This is a genomic window from Pseudomonas sp. BRG-100 (genome assembly GCF_000737955.1).
Taxonomy (GTDB): Bacteria; Pseudomonadota; Gammaproteobacteria; order Pseudomonadales; family Pseudomonadaceae; genus Aquipseudomonas; species Aquipseudomonas synxantha_A.
The window spans coordinates 2,817,329-2,839,072 of the sequence record NZ_JPRX01000001.1; the positions used below are offsets into that span (position 1 = coordinate 2,817,329).

The following is a 21,744-nucleotide window of genomic DNA, read 5'->3' on the forward strand; positions in this document are numbered from 1 at the left end:
GCTGGTTGCCCAGGATCCTCAGAGTCTCACAAGCCCCTTTCGGGAACTCGGCCAGTATGCCTGAAAGCAGATTACCTGCAATCGGTGGCAAAACGCCGTCCATCTATATCCCACTTTATCGCAACCCAAGCGCACTGCGCACCGCCGCTTTTATCGCCAAAAATTGGTCATTGGTGAGTTCGGCGATTTTGTAAGTTCGTTTGCCATGACGATCTTTACTTTTGATTCGGTCCAGTCGACCCAAGCTGACTGTCGCGACGATGTCGCATTTAGCCCAGCAGACCGGGCTCGCTCCCTGAAGATGGCTATCAAGCCGCAAATGGTGTTCCAACACCTGCTGTGGAGCGGTAGTACTCAGAGGTACCACCGTTACGAGCAGCTTATTCGTCCGGTGTTTGCGTATCACAATAACAGGTCGAATCTTGATGATTTCCGGAACCTCATAGCCACGAAAATCACAAATCAACACGCTGCCCTCCTTGGGCTGATAGAGAAGTGCCATCCATATCCACTCGCCTGAAAAAGAGTGATTTTGCGCAAGTTTCTGGCGAATAACTAAGCCGGTTGCGTTACCTGATATGTGACCCCGCCTACACCAATACCTGACGCGTCAACAACTCCACAAACCCCTTAGCCATCGGCGTTTGCACGCCCTTGCGCTGCACCAGCCACACCGCCGTCATCGCCTCCGGGTCGAGCAGTGTGCGGTAGACCACGCCATCAATGCGGATACGCTGGTAAGACGCCGGCAACACCGACACGCCCAACCCCGCCGCCACCAGGCCGATGATGGTCATCGCCTCCCCCGCTTCCTGGGCAAAATGCGGGCTGAACCCGGCGTCGCGGGCCAGGTTGAGCAGTTGGGCATACAGGCCGCTGCCGTAGGTGCGTGGGAAAAATACAAAGGGTTCCTGCGCCAACTGCGCCAGGTGCAGGCCGCGCTCGCTGCCTTCCACCAAAGGATGGCCGGCGCTCAATACGGCAACCAGCGGCTCGCGCATCAACTCGACCACGCTCAGCGAATCAGGCAACGGCAAAGGCCGCATCAGCCCGACCTGGATCGACTCATCCACCAATGACTCGGCCACCTCCGTGCTGCTCATCTCCTGCAGATTGAGGTGCACTGCCGGGAAAGCCTGGCGAAACGCAAAGATCGCCTGGGGAATACTGGAATTGAACGGCGCGGAAGATGTGAAGCCGATCTTCAACTCCCCGAGCTCTCCTAATTGCGCTCTGCGCGCCACGTCTGCCGCCTTGTCGACCTGGGCCAGCACCAGCCGCGCCTCTTGCAGGAACAGGCGCCCGGCCTCGCTCAGCTCGACCCGACGATTGGTACGCTCAAATAACCGCGCCCCCACCTCTTGCTCCAGTGCCTGGATCTGCTGGCTCAAGGGCGGTTGCGATATGCCCAGCACCTGCGCGGCGCGGCCAAAGTGCAGTTCTTCAGCGACGGCGATGAAGTACCGCAGGTGACGTAATTCCATGCACACCTCATTAGGTCGTAGAACCTATCAAACAGGTCGAACAATATATTGGAAAGAATCATTAGCCAGCTATATTCTTTTTCGTATTGTCAGTCCTGGCAGACTTTCCTCCCCGAGGTCCCCCGTGAATCCTGCTGTTGCTCCACTTGCCCAACACACCCCGCCCTCAGCCCTTGATGACGTGGTGGCGCAGCTCAATGACGAGTACATCGAAAAAGGCACGCCGATGTTCATGCGCACGGTGTTGGCGCTATTTTCCGGCGGGTTTGCCACCTTTGCCCTGTTGTATTGCGTACAGCCGATGATGCCGGCGCTGTCCCATGAATTTTCCATCAATGCGGCGCAAAGCAGCCTGATTCTTTCGGTCGCGACCGCGATGCTTGCCTGCGGCCTGCTAATCACCGGGCCGATTTCCGACCGGCTGGGGCGCAAGCCGGTGATGGTCGCCGCGTTGTTCTGTGCGGCGCTGGCCACCATCGCCAGCGGTCTGATGCCGACCTGGGAGGGGATTCTGCTGATGCGGGCGCTGGTGGGCCTGTCCCTGAGCGGCCTGGCTGCCGTGGCGATGACCTACCTCAGCGAAGAGATTCATCCCCAGCACATAGGCCTGGCCATGGGCCTGTACATCGGCGGCAATGCGATTGGCGGCATGAGCGGGCGCCTGATCATCGGCGTATTGATCGACTTCGTCAGCTGGCACACCGCAATGTTGATCATCGGCGCCCTGGCCCTGATCGCGGCCACTGTGTTCTGGAAGATCCTCCCACCATCGCGCAACTTCCGCGCCAGCAGCCTCAAGCCGCGCAGCCTGGTGGATGGCTTCGTCATGCATTTCAAGGATGCGGGCTTGCCGTGGCTGTTCCTGGAAGCCTTCCTGCTGATGGGCGCGTTCGTAACGATGTTCAACTACATCGGTTATCGCCTGCTGGCCTCACCCTATGAACTGAGCCAGGCCGTAGTGGGCCTGCTGTCGCTGGTGTACCTCTCGGGCATCTACAGTTCGGCCAAGATCGGCTCTCTGGCCGACCGCCTTGGCCGCCGCCGCGTGCTGTGGGCCACCATCGTGCTGATGCTCGCCGGCATGGCCCTGACGCTGTTCACCCCGCTGTGGCTGGTGGTGCCGGGCATGTTGATCTTCACTTTCGGCTTCTTCGGCGCCCACTCGGTGGCCAGCAGCTGGATCGGCCGCCGTGCGGTGAAAGCCAAGGGGCAGGCGTCGTCGCTTTACCTGTTCTGCTATTACGTGGGATCGAGTATTGCCGGGACGGCGGGCGGGTTCTTCTGGCACTTTGCCGGATGGAACGGGATTGGCGGATTCATTATCGCGCTACTGATCGGCGCGTTGCTGGTGGCGTTGAAGCTGGCGAAGTTGCCGCCGTTGGGGCAGGTCTGAAGGTTTCCGGCTTTTAATGTGGGAGGGGGCTTGCTCCCGATAGCGCTGGTTCAGTCAATAAATCTGTTGACTGACACTCTGCTATCGGGAGCAAGCCCCCTCCCACATTTTTGCTCTGTGCTTTATTCGTGGTACTGCGCCGACAGTTCGTGCACTGCACGCAGGAACGCGCCGGCATGCTCCGGGTTCACTTCCGGGGTGATGCCGTGGCCGAGGTTGAACACGTGGCCACTGCCTTTGCCGTAGCTAGCGAGGATGCGCCCGACTTCCGTGCGGATCGCTTCCGGCTTGGCGTACAGCACAGTGGGGTCCATGTTGCCTTGCAGCGCAACCTGGTTGCCAACGCGACGGCGGGCTTCGCCGATATCGCAGGTCCAGTCCAGGCCCAATGCATCGGCGCCAGCATCGGCGATACTTTCCAGCCACAGGCCGCCGCCTTTGGTGAACAGGATGACCGGAACCTTGCGACCTTCGTGTTCGCGGATCAGCCCGCTGACGATCTTGCGCATGTAGGCCAGGGAGAATTCCTGGTACGCCGCCGCCGACAGGTTGCCGCCCCAGGTATCGAAGATCTGCACCGCTTGCGCACCGGCCATGATCTGGCCGTTGAGGTAGGAGGTCACCGACTGTGCCAGCTTGTCCAGCAACAGGTGCATGGCTTGCGGGTTGTCGTAGAGCATGGCCTTGGTCTTGCGGAAGTCTTTCGACGAACCGCCTTCGACCATATAGGTGGCCAGCGTCCACGGGCTGCCAGAGAAGCCAATCAGCGGCACGCGACCGTTGAGCTCGCGGCGGATGGTGCTGACCGCGTCCATCACATAACCGAGGTCTTTGTGCGGATCAGGGATCGGCAAGGCTTCGATATCGGCCAGGGTGCTGACGACTTTCCTGAAGCGCGGGCCTTCGCCGGTCTCGAAGTACAGGCCCTGGCCCATGGCGTCGGGGATGGTGAGGATATCGGAGAAGAGAATGGCCGCATCCAGTTGTGGGTAGCGGTCCAGCGGCTGCATCGTGACTTCGCAGGCGAACGCAGGATTCATGCACAGGCTCATGAAGTCGCCGGCGTGGGCGCGACTGGCGCGGTATTCCGGCAGGTAGCGACCGGCTTGACGCATCATCCACACGGGGGTGACGTCTACAGGTTGCTTGAGCAGGGCACGAAGGAAACGGTCGTTCTTGAGGGCAGTCATGTCGGCATCCGCAAAAAAAGTGCGGGCATTTTCTCAGAGCGCGACGCAAAAGGCACGGCAAGAGCGGAGCCTTTTGTCTATCGGGTCAATTTGTCGCAATGACTGGCAACACAAACCTCAATGTGAAATGAGGTTTGTGTGGGAGCTGGCTTGCCTGCGATAGCATCAACTGGGTCTGGCTGACAGACCGAGTTGCCTGCATCGCAGGCAAGCCAGCTCCCACATTTGATCGCATTTCAGACTGAAATTTGATCAGACCTGCAGGTAGTCCAGGATCCCTTCGGCGGCATTGCGGCCTTCGAAGATCGCCGTCACTACCAGGTCAGAGCCGCGCACCATATCGCCACCGGCGAAGATTTTCGGGTTGCTGGTCTGGTGCTTGTACTGGCCTTGTTCCGGGGCTACCACGCGGCCCTGGCTGTCGGTCTGGATTTCGAACTGCTCGAACCAGGGCGCCGGGCTTGGACGGAAACCGAAAGCGATGACCACGGCGTCAGCCGGGATGATTTCTTCGGAACCCGGGATCGGCTCGGGGCTGCGACGGCCTCGGGCATCCGGTTCGCCGAGACGGGTCTCGACCACCTTCACGCCTTCGACGCGGTCTTCACCGACGATCGCAATCGGCTGGCGGTTGTAGAGGAATTTCACGCCTTCTTCCTTGGCGTTCTTCACCTCTTTGCGCGAGCCGGGCATGTTGGCTTCGTCGCGACGATACGCACAGGTGACCGACTTGGCGCCCTGGCGGATCGAGGTACGGTTGCAGTCCATCGCGGTGTCGCCACCGCCCAGCACCACGACCTTCTTGCCTTTCATGTCGACGAAATCTTCCGGCGACTTTTCAAAGCCCAGGTTGCGGTTGACGTTGGCGATCAGGAAGTCGAGCGCGTCATACACGCCCGGCAAGTCCTCACCGGCAAAGCCGCCCTTCATATAGGTGTAGGTGCCCATGCCCATGAACACCGCATCGTATTCGGCGAGCAGTTGCTCCATGGTGATGTCTTTGCCGATCTCGGTATTGAGGCGGAACTCGATACCCATGCCGGTGAACACTTCACGACGGTGACTCAGTACGGTTTTTTCCAGCTTGAACTCGGGAATACCGAAGGTCAGCAGGCCACCGATCTCCGGGTTCTTGTCGAACACCACCGGGGTCACGCCACCACGCACCAGCACGTCGGCACACCCCAGGCCCGCCGGGCCCGCGCCGATAATCGCGACGCGCTTGCCAGTCGGCTTGACCTTGGACATGTCCGGGCGCCAGCCCATGGCGAACGCGGTGTCGGTGATGTACTTCTCCACCGAACCGATGGTCACCGCGCCGAAGCCATCGTTGAGGGTGCAGGCACCTTCACATAGACGGTCTTGCGGGCACACCCGGCCGCAGACTTCCGGCAGGGTGTTGGTCTGGTGCGACAGCTCGGCGGCGGCGAGAATGTTGCCCTCGGCCACCAGTTTGAGCCAGTTGGGAATGAAGTTGTGCACCGGGCACTTCCATTCGCAATACGGGTTACCGCACCCCAGGCAGCGGTGGGCCTGATCGGCCGAGTGCTGGGGCTTGAAGGGTTCGTAGATTTCCACGAACTCTTTCTTGCGTTGACGCAACAGTTTCTTCTTCGGATCTTTGCGCCCGACATCGATGAACTGGAAGTCGTTATTCAGACGTTCAGCCATGTTAAAACCTCATCAAACTGTTCAGGCGCATATCACTGCGGGTTGGCACGGATGCTGGAAAGCAACGATTTCAGGTTGGCAGCCTTGGGCTTGACCAGCCAGAAACGACGCAGGTAATCATCGAGGTTTTCGGCGAGGTTGCGACCCCATTCACTGCCGGTCTCCTCGACATACTCGTCCAGCACGTGCTGCAAGTGGTTCCGGTAGGATTCCATGGCTTCACCGCTGATCCGCTGGATCTCGACCAACTCGTGGTTGACCTTGTCGACGAAGGTGTTGTCCTGGTCGAGCACGTAGGCGAAACCGCCGGTCATGCCCGAACCGAAGTTGTAACCGGTCTTGCCCAGTACCGCGACAAAGCCCCCGGTCATGTACTCGCAGCAGTGATCGCCAGTGCCTTCCACCACGGTGTGGGCACCGGAGTTACGCACGGCGAAGCGCTCACCGGCAGTACCCGCGGCAAACAGCTTGCCACCCGTGGCGCCGTACAAGCAGGTGTTGCCGATGATGGCACTGTCCTGGGTCTTGTACACGCTACCGGCTGGCGGGACGATAACCAGCTTGCCGCCGGTCATGCCTTTGCCCACGTAGTCGTTGGCATCGCCTTCCAGATACATGTGCAGGCCACCGGCGTTCCACACACCGAAACTCTGGCCCGCAGTGCCCTTGAAGCGGAAGGTGATCGGCGCTTTCGCCATGCCCTGGTTGCCGTGCTTGCGCGCGATTTCACCGGAGATGCGAGCACCGATGGAACGGTCGCAGTTGCAGATATCCAGGGCGAATTCGCCACCGCTGGCATCGCTGATCGAGGAGCCGGCCATTTCGACCATTTTCTCGGCCAGCAGGCCTTTGTCGAACGGCGGGTTGCGGTCCACTTGGCAGAATTGTGGCTTGTCTGCGGGGATGTGATCGCTGCCCAACAGCGGTGTCAGGTCCAAATGCTGTTGCTTGGCGGTCTGGCCTTCGAGGATGTCCAACAGGTCGGTGCGACCAATCAGCTCTTCCAGCGAACGCACGCCCAGCTTGGCCAGCCACTCACGGGTTTCTTCGGCGACGTAGGTGAAGAAATTCACCACCATGTCGACGGTGCCGATGTAGTGGTCCTTGCGCAGTTTTTCGTTCTGAGTCGCCACACCAGTAGCGCAGTTGTTCAGGTGGCAGATACGCAGGTATTTGCAGCCCAGCGCGATCATGGGCGCGGTGCCGAAGCCGAAACTCTCGGCGCCAAGGATCGCAGCCTTGATCACGTCGAGGCCGGTTTTCAGGCCACCGTCGGTCTGTACCCGCACCTTGCCGCGCAGGTCGTTGCCGCGCAGGGTCTGGTGGGTTTCGGCCAGGCCGAGCTCCCACGGCGCACCGGCGTACTTGATCGAGGTCAGCGGCGAAGCACCGGTGCCGCCGTCGTAGCCGGAGATGGTGATCAGGTCGGCATAGGCCTTGGCGACGCCAGCGGCGATGGTGCCGACGCCGGCTTCTGCGACCAGTTTTACCGAGACCAGGGCCTGCGGGTTGACTTGTTTGAGGTCGAAAATCAGCTGCGACAAATCTTCAATCGAGTAGATGTCGTGGTGCGGCGGCGGCGAGATCAGGGTCACGCCCGGCACTGCATAACGCAGCTTGGCGATCAGGCCGTTGACCTTGCCGCCTGGCAATTGCCCGCCCTCACCCGGCTTGGCGCCTTGGGCAACCTTGATCTGCAGCACTTCGGCGTTGACCAGGTACTCCGGGGTCACACCGAAACGGCCGGTTGCCACCTGCTTGATTTTCGAGCTTTTGAGCGTGCCATAACGCGCCGGGTCTTCGCCGCCTTCGCCGGAGTTGGAACGCGCACCCAGGCGGTTCATGGCTTCGGCCAGGGCTTCGTGAGCCTCAGGCGACAAGGCGCCCAGGGAAATACCGGCGGAGTCGAAGCGCTTGAGGATCGATTCCAGTGGCTCGACTTCGGCGATATCCATCGGCGTGTCCAGGGTCTTCACCTTGAACAGATCGCGGATCATCGACACCGGGCGGTTATCCACCAGGCTCGTGTATTCCTTGAACTTGGCGTAGTCGCCCTGCTGCACGGCGGCTTGCAGGGTACTGACCACGTCCGGGTTGTAGGCGTGGTATTCGCCACCGTGCACGAACTTGAGCAGGCCGCCTTGCTGGATCGGCTTGCGCGCGCTCCAGGCTTCGGCTGCCAGGGCTTTCTGCTCGGCTTCGATATCGACGAAACGTGCGCCCTTGATACGGCTCGGCACGCCACGGAAGCTCAGCTCGCAGACTTCTTCGGACAGGCCGATGGCTTCGAACAATTGCGCACCGCGGTAGGAGGTGACGGTGGAGATGCCCATCTTCGACAGGATCTTCAGCAGGCCCTTGGTGATGCCCTTGCGGTAGTTCTTGAACACCTCGTAGAGGTCGCCCAACACTTCACCGGTACGGATCAGGTCGCCGAGTACTTCATACGCCAGGAACGGGTACACCGCCGAGGCGCCGAAGCCGATCAGCACCGCGAAGTGGTGCGGGTCACGGGCAGTGGCGGTTTCCACCAGAATGTTGGAGTCGCAGCGCAGGCCTTTTTCGGTCAGGCGGTGGTGCACCGCGCCGGTCGCCAGGGACGCGTGGATCGGCAACTTGCCCGGCGCGATATGGCGGTCGGTCAGTACGATCTGAGTGCGGCCGGCGCGCACAGCTTCTTCAGCCTGGTCGGCGACGTTGCGCACAGCGGCTTCAAGGCCGAGGCTCTCGTCGTAGTTCAGGTCGATGATCTGGCGGTCGAAGCCTGGACGCTCCAGGGTCATCAGCGAGCGCCACTTGGCCGGGGAAACGACCGGCGAGCTGAGGATCACACGGGAGGCGTGCTCAGGCGATTCCTGGAAGATATTGCGCTCGGCACCGAGGCACACTTCCAGGGACATCACGATGGCTTCGCGCAGCGGGTCGATCGGTGGGTTGGTCACCTGGGCGAACTGCTGGCGGAAGTAGTCGTACGGCGTGCGCACACGCTGGGACAGCACAGCCATCGGCGTATCGTCGCCCATGGAGCCTACGGCTTCGTAGCCTTGCTCGCCGAGCGGGCGCAGCACCTGATCACGTTCTTCGAACGTGACCTGATACATCTTCATGTATTGCTTGAGCTGGTCGATGTCGTAGAAAGCCGAACCGTGGTCATTGTCTTCCATGGTCGCCTGGATGCGCAGGGCGTTTTTGCGCAGCCATTGCTTGTACGGGTGACGCGACTTCAGACGGTTGTCGATGGCGTCGGTGTCGAGGATCTGTCCGGTTTCGGTGTCCACGGCCAGGATCTGGCCAGGACCGACACGGCCTTTGGCGATCACGTCTTCAGGCTTGTAGTCCCACACGCCGATTTCCGACGCCAGGGTGATAAAGCCGTTGGTGGTGGTGACCCAGCGCGCCGGGCGCAAGCCGTTACGGTCGAGCAGGCACACCGCGTAGCGGCCGTCGGTCATGACCACGCCGGCCGGGCCGTCCCACGGTTCCATGTGCATCGAGTTGTATTCGTAGAACGCCCGCAGGTCCGGGTCCATGGTCTCGACGTTCTGCCACGCAGGCGGAATGATCATGCGCACGCCACGGAACAGGTCGATGCCACCGGTGACCATCAGCTCAAGCATGTTGTCCATGCTGGAGGAGTCGGAACCCACGCGGTTGACCAGCGGGCCGAGCTCTTCGAGGTCCATCAAATCGTTGGCGAACTTGGTGCGACGGGCCACGGCCCAGTTGCGGTTGCCGGTGATGGTATTGATCTCGCCGTTGTGGGCGAGGAAGCGGAATGGCTGGGCCAGCGGCCATTTCGGCAGGGTGTTGGTGGAGAAGCGCTGGTGGAACACGCAGATCGCGGTTTGCAGGCGCTCGTCGCTCAGGTCTGGATAAAAGGCGGTGAGATCCGCCGGCATCATCAGGCCTTTATAAATGATGGTCTTGTGGGAAAAGCTGCAGATGTAATGGTCAGTGTCGGCGGCGTTGAGCACCGACGAACGACGACGGGACGTGAACAGCTTGATCGCCATGTCCTGGTCACTCAGGCCGTCACCCGCGATGAACACTTGTTCGATCTGCGGCAGGCGCTCCAGGGCCAGGCGGCCGAGCACGCTGGTGTCGATTGGCACTTTGCGCCAGCCGACCAGTTGCAGGCCGGCAGCAACGATCTCGCGGTTCATGTTCTCGCGAGCGGCTTCGGCTTTTACCGGGTCCTGGTTGAAAAACACCATGCCCACGGCGTACTGCTTGGGCAGGTCGGCCGCAAAATGCTCTTTGGCGACAGCGCGCAGGAACTGGTCGGGCTTTTGAATCAGCAAGCCGCAACCGTCACCGGTCTTGCCGTCGGCGTTGATCCCACCGCGGTGGGTCATGCAGGTCAGGGCCTCGATGGCCGTTTGCAAAAGGGTATGACTGGGCTCGCCCTGCATGTGGGCTATCAGGCCGAAACCGCAGTTATCCTTGAATTCATCGGGTTGGTACAGACCTGCTTTCATAGACACTTTCTCACCAGGCTGCCTCTTATATCGAGGCAAATTTCTTTTCAATTCAACCGGTTACCTTCCACGCCGAACGTACGCCGGCTTAGCGGGGGCAAAAGGGAGGTCATTGTACACACCGACACAGACGCTCACAAATTTAGCGACGAAATGTCGCAAATCTATGTCGCATTTATGAAAGGTTTAAAGCGATATGCTGTGCTAGTCAAAACTTTTTTAATTCTGACCGCTACGACTCAAAAGCTACTGTGGCGCAGACACCACAAAGCGCGCGGTCCTTGCGGGGGACTGCACGCCTTGCGATTGTTTTTTGAGGTGCCGGGAGGGCGGCCTGGGTAAGGCCGCCGGATCTTCAGCGAGTTGCTGCCAGTTCTTGTTGAACGCTGGCAACAGTGCGAGGCCAAGGTTTACCAGCCTGAACCTTCGCTGGCAAGGCCTTGATGGCAGAATCGGCTGCGGCGCGGCTTGGGAAGCTGCCGTAGGTGATCACGTAGAGAGGCTTGCCGTTGAGCACTTTCTTGAAATAACGGTACTGGCCGCCCTGCTCCTTGACGAACGCCTGGGCGTTGGCCTCAGAGCTGGTGCCGAGGATCTGCACCACGAAATTGCCGGTAGGCTGGCTGCTGTACCAGCTGCTGCCAGCGGCGCCGGCCTTGGCCACGGTAGCGGCAGGTTTTTCAGCAGGCTTAGTCGCGGGGGCCGGTGCCGGCTTGGCAACTGGTGCTGCGGGCTTGGCTGTCGCTACTGTCGGCGCCGGGGTCGGCTTGGCAACTGGCGCAACCGGTGCGGCAGGCGCTACTGGGGTTGCTGGCGTGCCGGCCGGTACGCCCGCTGGTGGCGCGGTGGTGGTCACGGTCGGCGGCGTGGCGCTGGAGCCTTCCACCGGCACGCCGTCGTCGCCTTCGGAGATGCCACCGGCTTCTTCAGCCAGCGGGCCGCGCATCACAGGCTGGCCGACCATAGGCAGATTGGTTGGTTGGCCGGAGTTGGCGAATTCGACATTTGGCGTGGGCTTGCCCAGTGGCAACTGCGCCTGCTCAGTTGGCGCGCCGGTTGTTGTCGATGCCTTATTGCGACCCGGGATCAACCAGGCGGCGGCTACAGCGACCACGACAACGGCGGAAATAGCCAATACGTGCTTCTTAGGCATAGTGAACCCCATCTTTGGACGCTTGACCGCAGAGCGGCTGGCAATCATGGCTTCGATCATTGCATCGCGGGCAACCTGGTTGATGTTTCCAGGCCATCCATCGGAGCTTTCGTGAATATCAGAGATCTGCGCAGCGGAGAAAAGTTCGATACCGGCCCCTGCACCCTCGAGGCGCTGAGCCAGGTATTCGCGGGTTTCTTCCTCTTCGTACGGCTGCAATTCGATGACGTGGAACAGCTCTTGCTCACCGCTGATCTGCTCCAGATCGGCGATCAACGACGACTCGCCAAACAGGAACACATGCGGGCGGCCTTCCGGCGTGCCCGCGGCCAGCGCCAACAGCGCTTCCAGCGCGGATTCGTCAAGCTGCTCGGCGTCGTCGACCAGCAGGTAGACTTCCTGGCCGGTCAGGCCCAGTTGCACCACCTGTTTGAGAATCGCGTTCGGCTCGGCGTTGGATACGTCCAGGGCCTGCGCAACCTGGCGCAGTACACCCGCTGCGTCACCGGCGCCACGGGCCGATACCACCACGCTCTGCACCGATTGTTTGTTGGTGCTGGCGACCAGCGCCTGGCGCAGCAAGGTCTTGCCACTGCCCAACGGTCCCGTGACCACCAGCAGCAACTGGCTGTAGCGCGCCAGATGATGCAGTTGCCCCAATACCGGCTTACGCTGCGCAGGGAAGAATTTGAAACCAGGCACCCGTGGAGCAAAAGGGTCATGGCTCAAGTGATAATGGCCGAGGAACGCCTCGTCGGCATGCAAACTAGTCATCGGGATCTTATTAACCTTTAAGCTGGGCCAGGGCGCGGTAATCCGCTCCCAGCGTGGCCTGTAAAATCTCTTTCGGATAATCGTCGGTCACCACCGCCTCGCCCATGTGGCGCAGCAGTACCAGTCGCAGTCGACCGTCGATCACTTTCTTGTCTATTGCCATATGTTCGAGAAAATCTGCCTCGGTCATCTCTGTGGGAGGGATGACCGGTAAGCCGGCGCGCTGGAACAGGCGGATACCGCGATCACGCTCCTGGGCGGTGATCCAGCCCAGGCGTTGCGACATCTCCAACGCCATCACCGTGCCAGCCGCTACGGCTTCCCCATGCAGCCACACACCATAGCCCATGTGCGTTTCGATCGCATGGCCGAAGGTGTGGCCCAGGTTCAGGGTAGCGCGCACGCCGGACTCCCGTTCGTCGGCATTGACCACCAGCGCCTTGGCGGCGCAGGAGCGGGAAATCGCTTCGGTCAAGGCCACCTGGTCGAGTGCGCGCAAGGCATCTACATGTTCTTCAAGCCAGCTCAGGAAGGGCTCGTCACAGATCAGCCCGTACTTGATGACTTCCGCCAGGCCCGCCGACAACTCACGCGGTGGCAGTGTGTTGAGGGTAGCGGTGTCGATCAGCACGGCCTGTGGCTGGTAGAACGCACCGACCATGTTCTTGCCCAGCGGGTGATTGATACCGGTTTTGCCGCCCACCGAAGAATCGACCTGGGACAACAGGGTGGTCGGCACCTGGATAAAGTCCACGCCACGCTGGTAGCAGGCTGCAGCAAAACCGGCCATGTCGCCGATCACACCGCCGCCCAGGGCAACCACGGTGGTTCGACGGTCATGGCGCGCAGTCAGCAGGCCATCAAAGATCAGTTGCAGGGTTTCCCAGTTCTTGTGGGCTTCGCCGTCGGGCAACACCACGGAAATCACCGAATACGCCGCAAGGCTGCGGCTCAAACGCTCAAGATACAGGGGCGCAACCGTTTCGTTGGAGATGATCGCCACCTGCCGACCGGCAATATGCGGCGCGAGCAGTTCGGGCTGGTCCAACAGACCTTCGCCAATGTGGATCGGGTAGCTGCGCTCGCCTAGATCGACCTTAAGTGTCTGCATGTTTCCCCGCGTTGAAGATGTATTGACGACCGGCAATGTCGCAATCCGACATCACCTGATGGCTCTACGCCACACCTCACAAGGTTATGGCGCGCCGCCGAGAATAGCGCATTTCGGGCCAGGCTTTAACGGGGTGGCAACCGCTGCAGGCGCTCCAGAATATCGAGCACCACCATCCGAGGGGGTCGCTCATCGGTTTCCACCACCAGATCGGCGATTTCCCGATACAGCGGATCGCGCAGCGCCAGCAGGTCCCGCAGGGTTTTTTCCGGGTTGGCGGTGCGCAGCAACGGGCGATTGCGATCGCGGGCGGTGCGGCCCACCTGCTGCTCGACCGAGGCATGCAAATACACTACCCGACCACCGGCATACAGCGCTCGACGGTTTTCGTCGCGCATGACGGCGCCACCGCCGGTCGCCAATACCACGCCATCGCAGCCACACAGCTCGGCAATCATCGCCTGCTCGCGGTCACGAAAGCCCAGCTCGCCTTCTTTATCGAAGATCCATGGGATATTGGCACCCGTGCGCAATTCAATTTCCTTGTCGGAATCTTTGAACGGCAGGCGCAGCTCTTTGGCCAGCAAACGGCCGATGGTGCTCTTTCCAGCCCCCATCGGCCCTACAAGAATCAAATTTCGCACAGAATCAACGACTCACAGCAATCGCCTGGTTATTCATGATACGCGGAGTCAGGAATACCAGCAGCTCGGATTTTTTCTCCGCCAGCACATCGCGCCGGAAAAGGCGGCCAAGATACGGCACATCGCCAAAAAATGGCACTTTATCTACCACTTTGCTTTGGGTATTGGAGAAAACCCCACCGATGACGATGGTCTCGCCATCCCTGACCAGCACCTTGGCGTTGACCTCGTTTTTCTTGATCGGAGGTACATCATTGAGCCTGTTCAAGTAATCGGGCTCATCCTTGGTGACCTTGACCGCCATGATCACGTGGTCGTCGGGGGTAATTTGCGGCGTGACCTCCAGCGAAAGCGAAGCCTCCTTGAACGACACCGAGGTAGCGCCCTGGGAGGTGGACTCTTGATAGGGAATTTCGGTGCCCTTGAGGATGCGTGCCGTCTCCTTGTCGGACGTGACCACCTTGGGCTGCGAGACGATTTCGCCGTTGCCGGTTTTCTCCATGGCTGTCAGCTCAAGGTCCAGCAGTAGATTGTCGGTGATGTAGGCCACGCCCAGACCCGAGGTGCCGGTCAGCGAACCCAAGTCGACAAACGGGGAGCTGGGCGGGTTTTGCGGCGGTTCGGCGCCGTCTGCCACGGGCTTGGAAATACCTCCGACACTTCCCCTGCCATGACTGAGCCGCCCACCCCAGCGCACGCCCAGGCTTTTGTCGTAGTCGACATTGGCCTCGACAATTCGCGCCTCGATCATCACTTGGCGGACGGGAATATCCAGTTGCGCCACGATACGCCGCAGCTCTTCGAGCCGTTCGCCGGTCTGGTAGGCGATGATGTTGTTGGTGCGATCATCCACCGCCACCGAGCCGCGCTCATCCGTGGCGCCTTCAAAACCTGTGACCGACTGAAACAGCTTGGCCAGGTCCGCCGCCTTGGCATAGTTGACCTGCAGCAGCTCCCGACGCAGCGGTGCCAGTTCCGCCATCTGCTTGCGCGACTCCAGCGCCAGCAGTTCGCGAGCGGCCAACTCATCCGCAGGTGCCACCAGCAACACACCGGCTTTCACGCGCTTATCCAGACCTTTGGTTTGCAGCACCAGATCCAGCGCCTGATCCCAAGGCACATCCTTGAGCCGCAGGGTAATTGAGCCCTGCACTTCATCACTGGTCACCAGGTTGAGCCCGGCGACATCGGCGATTTGCTGCAAGACCGCCCGCAGGTCGATGTCCTGGAAATTCAGGTTCAGCCGGGTGCCTGTATAGCTGACCGACGCTGCACTGTCGGGCGGCGGCAGGTGGATCAGGTCCAGGCGATTGGGCACAGCAGCAGCCATCGGTGCCGTGAACGCTATCCATAGCGCCACACCGAAGGACGAGAAAGTCCTTTTCATTGTTTGATTCCGTTATGAGTTGACGTTCAACACAAGGGTTCGCGGGCGTTCGAGCCAGCCGCCCTGTTCATCGGGAAACCGTTCGACCAAGTGGATAGACCCCTCTTGAATGGCCGTGACCTGGCCATGATCCGGCCCCAGGTAATCACCAATCGTCAGCCGGTGCACCCTGGATCCGGCACGCAGCAGGGCAAAAGCCTGCGCCCCCAAGGACAGCGTGCCGACCATTTTGAACTGATCGATGTTCATGCCTTCCAGCAGCCCCCGTGGCCGAGCGAGATCCGGCGCAAGGGCCGGTCGCCCCGGCACGCGAGTTACTTGCAAACCGGGCGGCTGAAACGGGTCGCGCACAAACGATGGGGTGTAGACCAATGGCTGGGCCGGGTCGAACGCTTCGCGGGCCTTGGCGATTTGCGTGGTACGCCGATAGGTCTTTGCCAGCATGTTCAGACGCAGCAAGGCGCCGTCATGCCCCAGTGCAACATCCTGCACGGTGACGACGCGCGGTAACCCACCCAGGGCGCCGACGAATGCTGCCAAGTCGTGGTAGCCCCCGGTGACGCCGATTTGCATGGGTTGCTCGATATAGAGCTGACGAGGCTCTTCATCCAACACCGTGATGCCCTCGACCCACACTCCATTGGCAACCGCCAATCGGGCGATGTCTTCAAGCAAGGCCGGCACCTCTGACTGGCCGGGCAATTGACGTAGAAGACCTGTGACCTTGCCCTCCATTGCCCTGAACTGATCGGTGCGCGCCTCAAGGCTGGAGGCCAGTTCAGCTTTTTCCGCCAACTGCTGCTGTAGCGTTTGCTCCCGCGCCTCAAACCCATGCAATCGCTCACGTGACGGGCTCAGGTACGCAGCCTCTCCTATCAGCAGCACCAGACCGGCCAGCCCACAGCCAAGCAGGACCTTGCCAGGCAAGGGCCATTTAGCAGCGTTGTAGAAGAGCGTGGGAAAATCGAGCCTGGGCAGGCTCATGGTTGCGCCTCGCTGGATTCCCCCTGGCGCACCATCAGTTGAAACTCACTTTCGCCGCGCGCTCCATCAGCCTGCACGCGCTGCAGACGAGTCGAACTGGAGCCCTGGGATGACTGCTTGAGCTGCTGCATCAACCGGGCAATGTCCTGGTTGCTTTCAGCCGTGCCGCGAATGCTGATGGTGTCACCGTTTGCGACCACCTCATGCAGATGGACACCTTCAGGCATTGCACGAGCCAATTGCTCGAACAATCGAGCGCCGGAAGAGCGGGCATCGTGCAGGTCCTGCACCACCTTCATGCGTTCGGCCAGTTGCTGGCTTCGTTCCTGCAGGTCGTCGATGGTCCTGATCCGCGAATCCTGGGTAGCCACCTCCTCACCCAAGCGGCTATTGCGGCTCACTTGCCGATCTATCGCCTGGTCGATCACCTGGTCAGCCAGCCACACGGCCGCCAGCGCCAGGCAGGCAAATGCCAGCAATAGCACCATGAAATACCTGCGCTTGCGCTCTGCCAGCGCCTGACGCCAAGGCAAAAGATTGATTCGTGTCATCCAGCGAAACTCCTCAGGGCCAACCCGCAAGCCACTCCCATCCCTTGGGCATCCACGGCCCATTGTGCACCATCGACTCGATGACCCGGCGTGAAGCTGGCAAAATCCTGACGGCAAGCGCGCTCCAATGCAAACCCTTCGACATCGACCACCCGCGGCACCAGCCCCGCCCGGGCTAAAACCGCCACTCGCGCCTGGACCTGCTCGCGCAGACAGGCCGCCAACATGACTTCAACCCACTGCGGCCCTTGGGCCGATGGGCCCTGGACCTGAAAGTCGATCGCCACCTCATCCAATGGATAAGGAATGAACTGGTCGGCTTCCATCTGGATCTTCCAGGCCATTTCTTCGTCGCGCAGGCCCGCATCCATCTCGATCAACCGCGTGATCACCGAAGGGCCCGCCACTGCCACAGCGGCGTGTCGAGCCGAAGTTCGCAGGCAGGATAACGCTTGTTGCAAGGCTCGCCCCACGCCCTCGACGTCCAGCAAGGCGCCATCGACGACCGCATGGGCGGGCAGCGCCTGGGTGGCATAGCCCTGGACACTGAAACCACCCGATGAACGGCTCAGCTCGATCAGCTTGATACCGCTGTCATTGATGTCGACACCCAAGACGATGTCGGCTTTTCGCCTGAAAAATCCCTTTCCCATAAAACTCCCCAAAACTTTCCCTGTCATACCGGCTGTCATCTCGCTTGATTGCTGCCAGGCACCCTGCATTCGGTCGGCTTGTTCGAGGCACGCGAATGACGCCCCAAGCTGAAAAATGCTTTAATGCCCAGCGTTTTTTCCCGCTTTTTTATCTGCTGCCCGGGTCGATCCATCGTTTGCCATGCATCCCCGACGCGTAACTCATTCTTTTCTCTGGAAATCCAAAAGCCTTGATTCGTCTGCTGAAGTTTTTCGGGTACTCCATTGTCGCGATCGTCTGCGGGCTGCTGCTCGTACTCAGCGGGGCCTACCTCTACCTTAGTCCGGGTTTGCCCTCCGTAGAGGCCCTCAGAAGTATCCAGTTGCAGATTCCTTTGCGGGTCTACAGCAGCGACGAAAAACTGATCGCGGAGTTCGGCGAAATGCGCCGCACACCGATCCGTTTCGCCGACATTCCACCCAATTTCATCAGTGCATTGCTGTCGGCAGAAGACGACAATTTTGCCAACCACTACGGCGTCGACCCCAGCAGCCTGGTACGTGCGGCCACGCAGTTGGTAAAGAGCGGACACATTCAATCCGGCGGCAGCACCATCACCATGCAGGTGGCGAAGAACTTCTTCCTCACCAGCGAGCGCAGCTTTTCGCGTAAAGCCACCGAGATCCTGCTGGCGCTACAGATTGAACGCCAACTGACCAAGGACGAAATCCTCGAGCTGTACGTCAACAAGATCTACCTGGGCAACCGCGCCTACGGCATTGAGGCCGCCTCCCAGGTCTACTATGGCAAATCGATTCGTGACGCCAGCCTGGCGCAGATGGCCATGATCGCCGGCCTGCCCAAGGCGCCGTCGCGCTTCAACCCGCTGGCCAACCCGGCGCGCAGTAAAGAACGTCGCGACTGGATCCTGGGGCGCATGTACAAGCTGGGCAAGATCGACCAGGCCGCTTATGAAAGCGCCGTGGCCGAGCCGCTGAACGCCAGCTATCACGTGCCGACGCCGGAAGTGAATGCACCGTACATCGCCGAAATGGCCCGCGCCGAAATGGTTGGCCGTTATGGCAGCGATGCCTACACCGAAGGCTTTCGCGTGACCACGACGGTTCCGAGCAACTTGCAGGAAATCGCCAACCACTCCGTACACGAAGGCTTGATCACCTATGATCAACGTCACGGCTACCGCGGCCCCGAGTCGCGCCTGCCGGGCAAGACCCTGAGTGCCTGGACCACCGAACTGGGCAAACAGCGCTCGATCAGCGGCCTGGAGCCGGCCATCGTCACCGAGGTGACCAAAGACGGCATTCAAGTGCTGACCCGCGCCGGTGAAGCCCACGTGGCGTGGGACAGCATGAAATGGGCGCGCCCGTTCCTGAACACCAACAGCATGGGGCCGATGCCCAAGCAGCCGTCCGACGTGGCCAAGGTGGGTGATTTGATCCGCGTGCAACGCCAGAAGGATGACAGCCTCAAGTTCAGCCAGGTGCCGGTCGCCCAAGGCGCCCTGGTATCCCTCGATCCGCAGAACGGCGCAATCCGCGCACTGGTCGGCGGTTTCGCCTTTGAGCAGAGCAACTACAACCGTGCGATACAGGCCAAGCGCCAGCCGGGTTCAAGTTTCAAGCCATTCGTCTACAGCGCCGCACTGGACAACGGCTACACCGCCGCCAGCCTGGTCAACGACGCACCGATCGTGTTTGTCGATGAATACCTGGACAAGGTCTGGCGGCCGAAGAACGACACCAACACCTTCCTCGGCCCGATCCGCATTCGCGAGGCGTTGTACAAGTCTCGCAACCTGGTATCGATCCGCCTGCTGCAGGCCATGGGCGTAGGCAAGACCATCGACTACATGACGCGCTTCGGCTTCGCCAAGTCGGACTTGCCGCCCAACCTGTCCCTGGCGCTGGGTACCGCAACCCTTACGCCGATGGAAATCGCCACTGGCTGGAGCACCTTTGCCAACGGCGGCTACAAGATTGCGCCGTACCTGATCGACAAGATCGAAAGCCGCAATGGCGACACCCTGTTCACCGCCAACCCACCACGGGTGCCCGGTGATGTGGTCAATGGTGTGGCGGCAACCGATGGTCTCGCAGCACCGGGTAACGGCGGCATTACCATCGAGCCCACGCCAGGCACAGCGCCGGCCGCAAACGCTCCCGCAACGACCGAGCCGCAAGCGCCAGCGGTTGCCGAGCGCATCGTGGATGGCCGCACCACCTATATCCTCAACAGCATCCTGCAGGACGTGATCAAGAAGGGCACCGGCCGCCGCGCACTGGCCCTGGGCCGTGCGGATATCGCGGGTAAAACCGGTACCACCAACGAGTCCAAGGATGCCTGGTTCTCCGGCTACAACGGCGACTACGTGACCACGGTATGGACTGGCTACGACCAGCCGGAAAGCCTGGGCCGCCGTGAGTTTGGCGGCACCGTCGCACTGCCGATCTGGATGAGCTACATGGGCGCCGCGCTCAAGGACAAGCCGCTGCACACCCAGCCTGAACCGGAAGGCATCCTGAGCCTGCGCATCGACCCGGTGAGTGGACGTGCGGCGTCGCCGAGTACGCCGAATGCTTACTTCGAGCTGTTCAAGAGCGAGGACACGCCGCCGTCGGTCAACGAGCTGGGCAATGGCGTGGCACCGGGCAGCCCGCTGCCGGCGGATGAAGGCGCGCCGATCGATTTGTTCTGACCCGATCCAAGACGCAACATAGATCCAAATGTGGGAGGGGGCTTGCTCCCGATGGCGGACTGTCAGTCAATGAATATGGCGACTGATACACCGCCATCGGGAGCAAGCCCCCTCCCACATTTGACCTCTATAGGCTTCAGGAGAATTGCCATAAAAAAAGCCCCGACTCATTCGAGCCGGGGCTTTTTGTTGGTGCGCTACAACGGCTTAGCCGTTGAACACATCATCCACGCTTTGCAGCGGGTAGTTCTTTGGATACGGCAGGGTTGCTACACCGGTCTCGATCGCGGCCTTGGCCACGGCATCGGAGATCAGGGTGATCAGGCGCTTATCCATTGGTTTTGGAATGATGTACTCACGACCGAATTCCAGCTTGGCACCACCGTAGGCGTCGCACACATCCTGAGGCACCGGCAGCTTGGCCAGTTCACGCAGAGCGTTGGCAGCCGCTACTTTCATTTCTTCGTTGATGCGCTTGGCGCGAACGTCCAGGGCACCACGGAAGATGAACGGGAAGCCCAGTACGTTGTTGACCTGGTTCGGGTAGTCGGAACGTCCGGTAGCCATGATCACGTCGCTACGGGTGGCGTGAGCCAGCTCAGGCGAGATTTCCGGATCCGGGTTGGAGCAGGCGAACACGATCGGGTTCGGCGCCATGGATTTCAGGCCTTCGGCGCTCAGCAGGTTCGGGCCGGACAGGCCGACAAACACGTCGGCACCGGCGAGGGCATCAGCCAGGGTGCGCTTGGAGGACGGGTGGGCGAACATCGCCTTGTACTGGTTCAGGTCGGTACGCTCGGACTGGATCACGCCCTTGCTGTCGACCATGTAGATGTTTTCCAGCTTGGCGCCCATGCTGATGATCAGCTTCATGCAGGAAATGGCCGCAGCACCGGCGCCCAGGCAGACGATCTTCGCCTCACCCAGGGTTTTGCCGGCGATTTCCAGGGCGTTGATCATGCCGGCCGCGGTAACGATCGCGGTGCCGTGCTGGTCATCGTGGAATACCGGGATGTCGCACTGTTCGATCAGGGCCTTTTCGATCTCGAAGCACTCAGGTGCCTTGATGTCTTCCAGGTTGATGCCACCGAAGGTGATGGAAATGCGCTTGACCGTGTCGATGAAAGCCTGCGGGCTCTCGGAATCGACTTCGATGTCGAAAACGTCGATGCCGGCAAAGCGCTTGAACAGCACGCCTTTACCTTCCATGACTGGCTTGGAAGCCAATGGGCCGAGGTTACCCAGGCCAAGGATCGCGGTGCCATCGGAAATCACTGCAACCAGGTTGCCCTTGCCGGTGTACTTGTACGCCAGTTCTGGGTCACGGGCGATTTCACGTACGGGCTCGGCAACACCAGGGCTGTAGGCCAGCGACAGGTCGCGAGCAGTGGCAGTGGCTTTGGTGAGCTCTACACTCAGCTTTCCTGGACGAGGATGGGCATGGTATTCGAGAGCGGCAGTTTTCAAATCAGACATATCGGCATTCCGCTTTTACTGTTGGTCGACGGACCGCCGAGGATACGCGTGTCGCAAAGTCCCTACAAGACTGGGCAGTCACAGGTGTCAAGGGCCCTG

General features: G+C 60.6%; 14 protein-coding genes and 1 pseudogene. 2 read left to right on the forward strand and 13 right to left on the reverse strand.

Translation table 11 applies throughout. The annotated features are described in order from the left end of the window. Positions 1 to 115: 115 nt before the first annotated feature. Positions 116 to 502: a type II toxin-antitoxin system PemK/MazF family toxin gene (locus JH25_RS14840; protein WP_032878300.1), complete on the reverse strand. Its 387-nt coding sequence runs from the start codon at positions 500 to 502 to the stop codon at positions 116 to 118. An 88-nt stretch (positions 503 to 590) separates the two neighbouring features. Further along, positions 591 to 1,484, reverse strand: a complete 894-nt coding sequence (locus tag JH25_RS14835) for a LysR family transcriptional regulator (RefSeq protein WP_032878301.1) — start codon at positions 1,482 to 1,484, stop codon at positions 591 to 593. Positions 1,485 to 1,665: 181 nt separating this feature from the next. Here JH25_RS14835 and JH25_RS14830 point away from each other — a divergent pair, with 181 nt between their 5' ends. Then, positions 1,666 to 2,877 carry an MFS transporter gene (locus JH25_RS14830; RefSeq protein ID WP_432707758.1) on the forward strand — a complete coding sequence of 404 codons (1,212 nt, stop codon included), beginning with the start codon at positions 1,666 to 1,668 and terminating at the stop codon, positions 2,875 to 2,877. A gap of 122 nt (positions 2,878 to 2,999) precedes the next feature. Here JH25_RS14830 and hemE read toward each other — a convergent pair whose 3' ends face one another. The 10 genes and pseudogenes from hemE to pilM all read right to left on the reverse strand — a co-directional run bounded on the left by hemE (position 3,000) and on the right by pilM (position 17,473). After that, on the reverse strand, positions 3,000 to 4,067 hold the full coding sequence (gene hemE, locus JH25_RS14825) for a uroporphyrinogen decarboxylase (RefSeq protein WP_032878303.1): 1,068 nt from the start codon (positions 4,065 to 4,067) through the stop codon (positions 3,000 to 3,002). A 252-nt stretch (positions 4,068 to 4,319) separates the two neighbouring features. After that, positions 4,320 to 5,738 (reverse strand): FAD-dependent oxidoreductase, encoded by a 1,419-nt coding sequence (locus JH25_RS14820; RefSeq protein WP_003187920.1) that lies wholly within the window; start codon positions 5,736 to 5,738, stop codon positions 4,320 to 4,322. A 32-nt stretch (positions 5,739 to 5,770) separates the two neighbouring features. Continuing rightward, the gene (gltB, locus tag JH25_RS14815) at positions 5,771 to 10,216 is read right to left on the reverse strand and encodes a glutamate synthase large subunit (protein ID WP_032878304.1); all 4,446 of its coding nucleotides are present in this window, start codon (positions 10,214 to 10,216) and stop codon (positions 5,771 to 5,773) included. 355 nt (positions 10,217 to 10,571) lie between these two features. Next, on the reverse strand, positions 10,572 to 12,143 hold the full coding sequence (locus JH25_RS14810) for an SPOR domain-containing protein (protein WP_032878305.1): 1,572 nt from the start codon (positions 12,141 to 12,143) through the stop codon (positions 10,572 to 10,574). Positions 12,144 to 12,153: 10 nt separating this feature from the next. Continuing rightward, entirely contained in the window at positions 12,154 to 13,254 is a 1,101-nt protein-coding gene (aroB, locus tag JH25_RS14805) for a 3-dehydroquinate synthase (RefSeq protein ID WP_032878306.1), read from the reverse strand. A gap of 125 nt (positions 13,255 to 13,379) precedes the next feature. Further along, positions 13,380 to 13,898, reverse strand: coding sequence for a shikimate kinase AroK (gene aroK, locus JH25_RS14800; RefSeq protein WP_005784043.1), 519 nt, complete (start codon positions 13,896 to 13,898; stop codon positions 13,380 to 13,382). Between the two features lie 4 nt (positions 13,899 to 13,902). Next, positions 13,903 to 15,159 (reverse strand): annotated as a pseudogene (locus JH25_RS14795) (type IV pilus secretin PilQ); the annotation flags it as partial. A 138-nt stretch (positions 15,160 to 15,297) separates the two neighbouring features. Beyond that, positions 15,298 to 16,269: a pilus assembly protein PilP gene (locus JH25_RS14790; protein WP_032878309.1), complete on the reverse strand. Its 972-nt coding sequence runs from the start codon at positions 16,267 to 16,269 to the stop codon at positions 15,298 to 15,300. Continuing rightward, a complete protein-coding gene (locus JH25_RS14785) occupies positions 16,266 to 16,820 on the reverse strand; it encodes a PilN domain-containing protein (protein WP_005784037.1) in 555 nt (184 codons plus the stop codon). The genes JH25_RS14790 and JH25_RS14785 overlap by 4 nt, the downstream gene beginning before the upstream one ends. Continuing rightward, positions 16,817 to 17,473, reverse strand: coding sequence for a type IV pilus assembly protein PilM (gene pilM / locus JH25_RS14780; RefSeq protein ID WP_032881135.1), 657 nt, complete (start codon positions 17,471 to 17,473; stop codon positions 16,817 to 16,819). The genes JH25_RS14785 and pilM overlap by 4 nt, the downstream gene beginning before the upstream one ends. 233 nt (positions 17,474 to 17,706) lie before the next feature. Between pilM and JH25_RS14775 the strand changes: the two genes are divergently transcribed. Then, complete coding sequence (locus tag JH25_RS14775) at positions 17,707 to 20,169, forward strand: penicillin-binding protein 1A (protein ID WP_371920240.1); 2,463 nt, start codon at positions 17,707 to 17,709, stop codon at positions 20,167 to 20,169. A gap of 207 nt (positions 20,170 to 20,376) precedes the next feature. On the opposite strand, the gene JH25_RS14770 is transcribed toward JH25_RS14775, so the two are convergent. Continuing rightward, entirely contained in the window at positions 20,377 to 21,645 is a 1,269-nt protein-coding gene (locus JH25_RS14770; RefSeq protein ID WP_032878314.1) for a malic enzyme-like NAD(P)-binding protein, read from the reverse strand. Positions 21,646 to 21,744 lie beyond the last annotated feature (99 nt).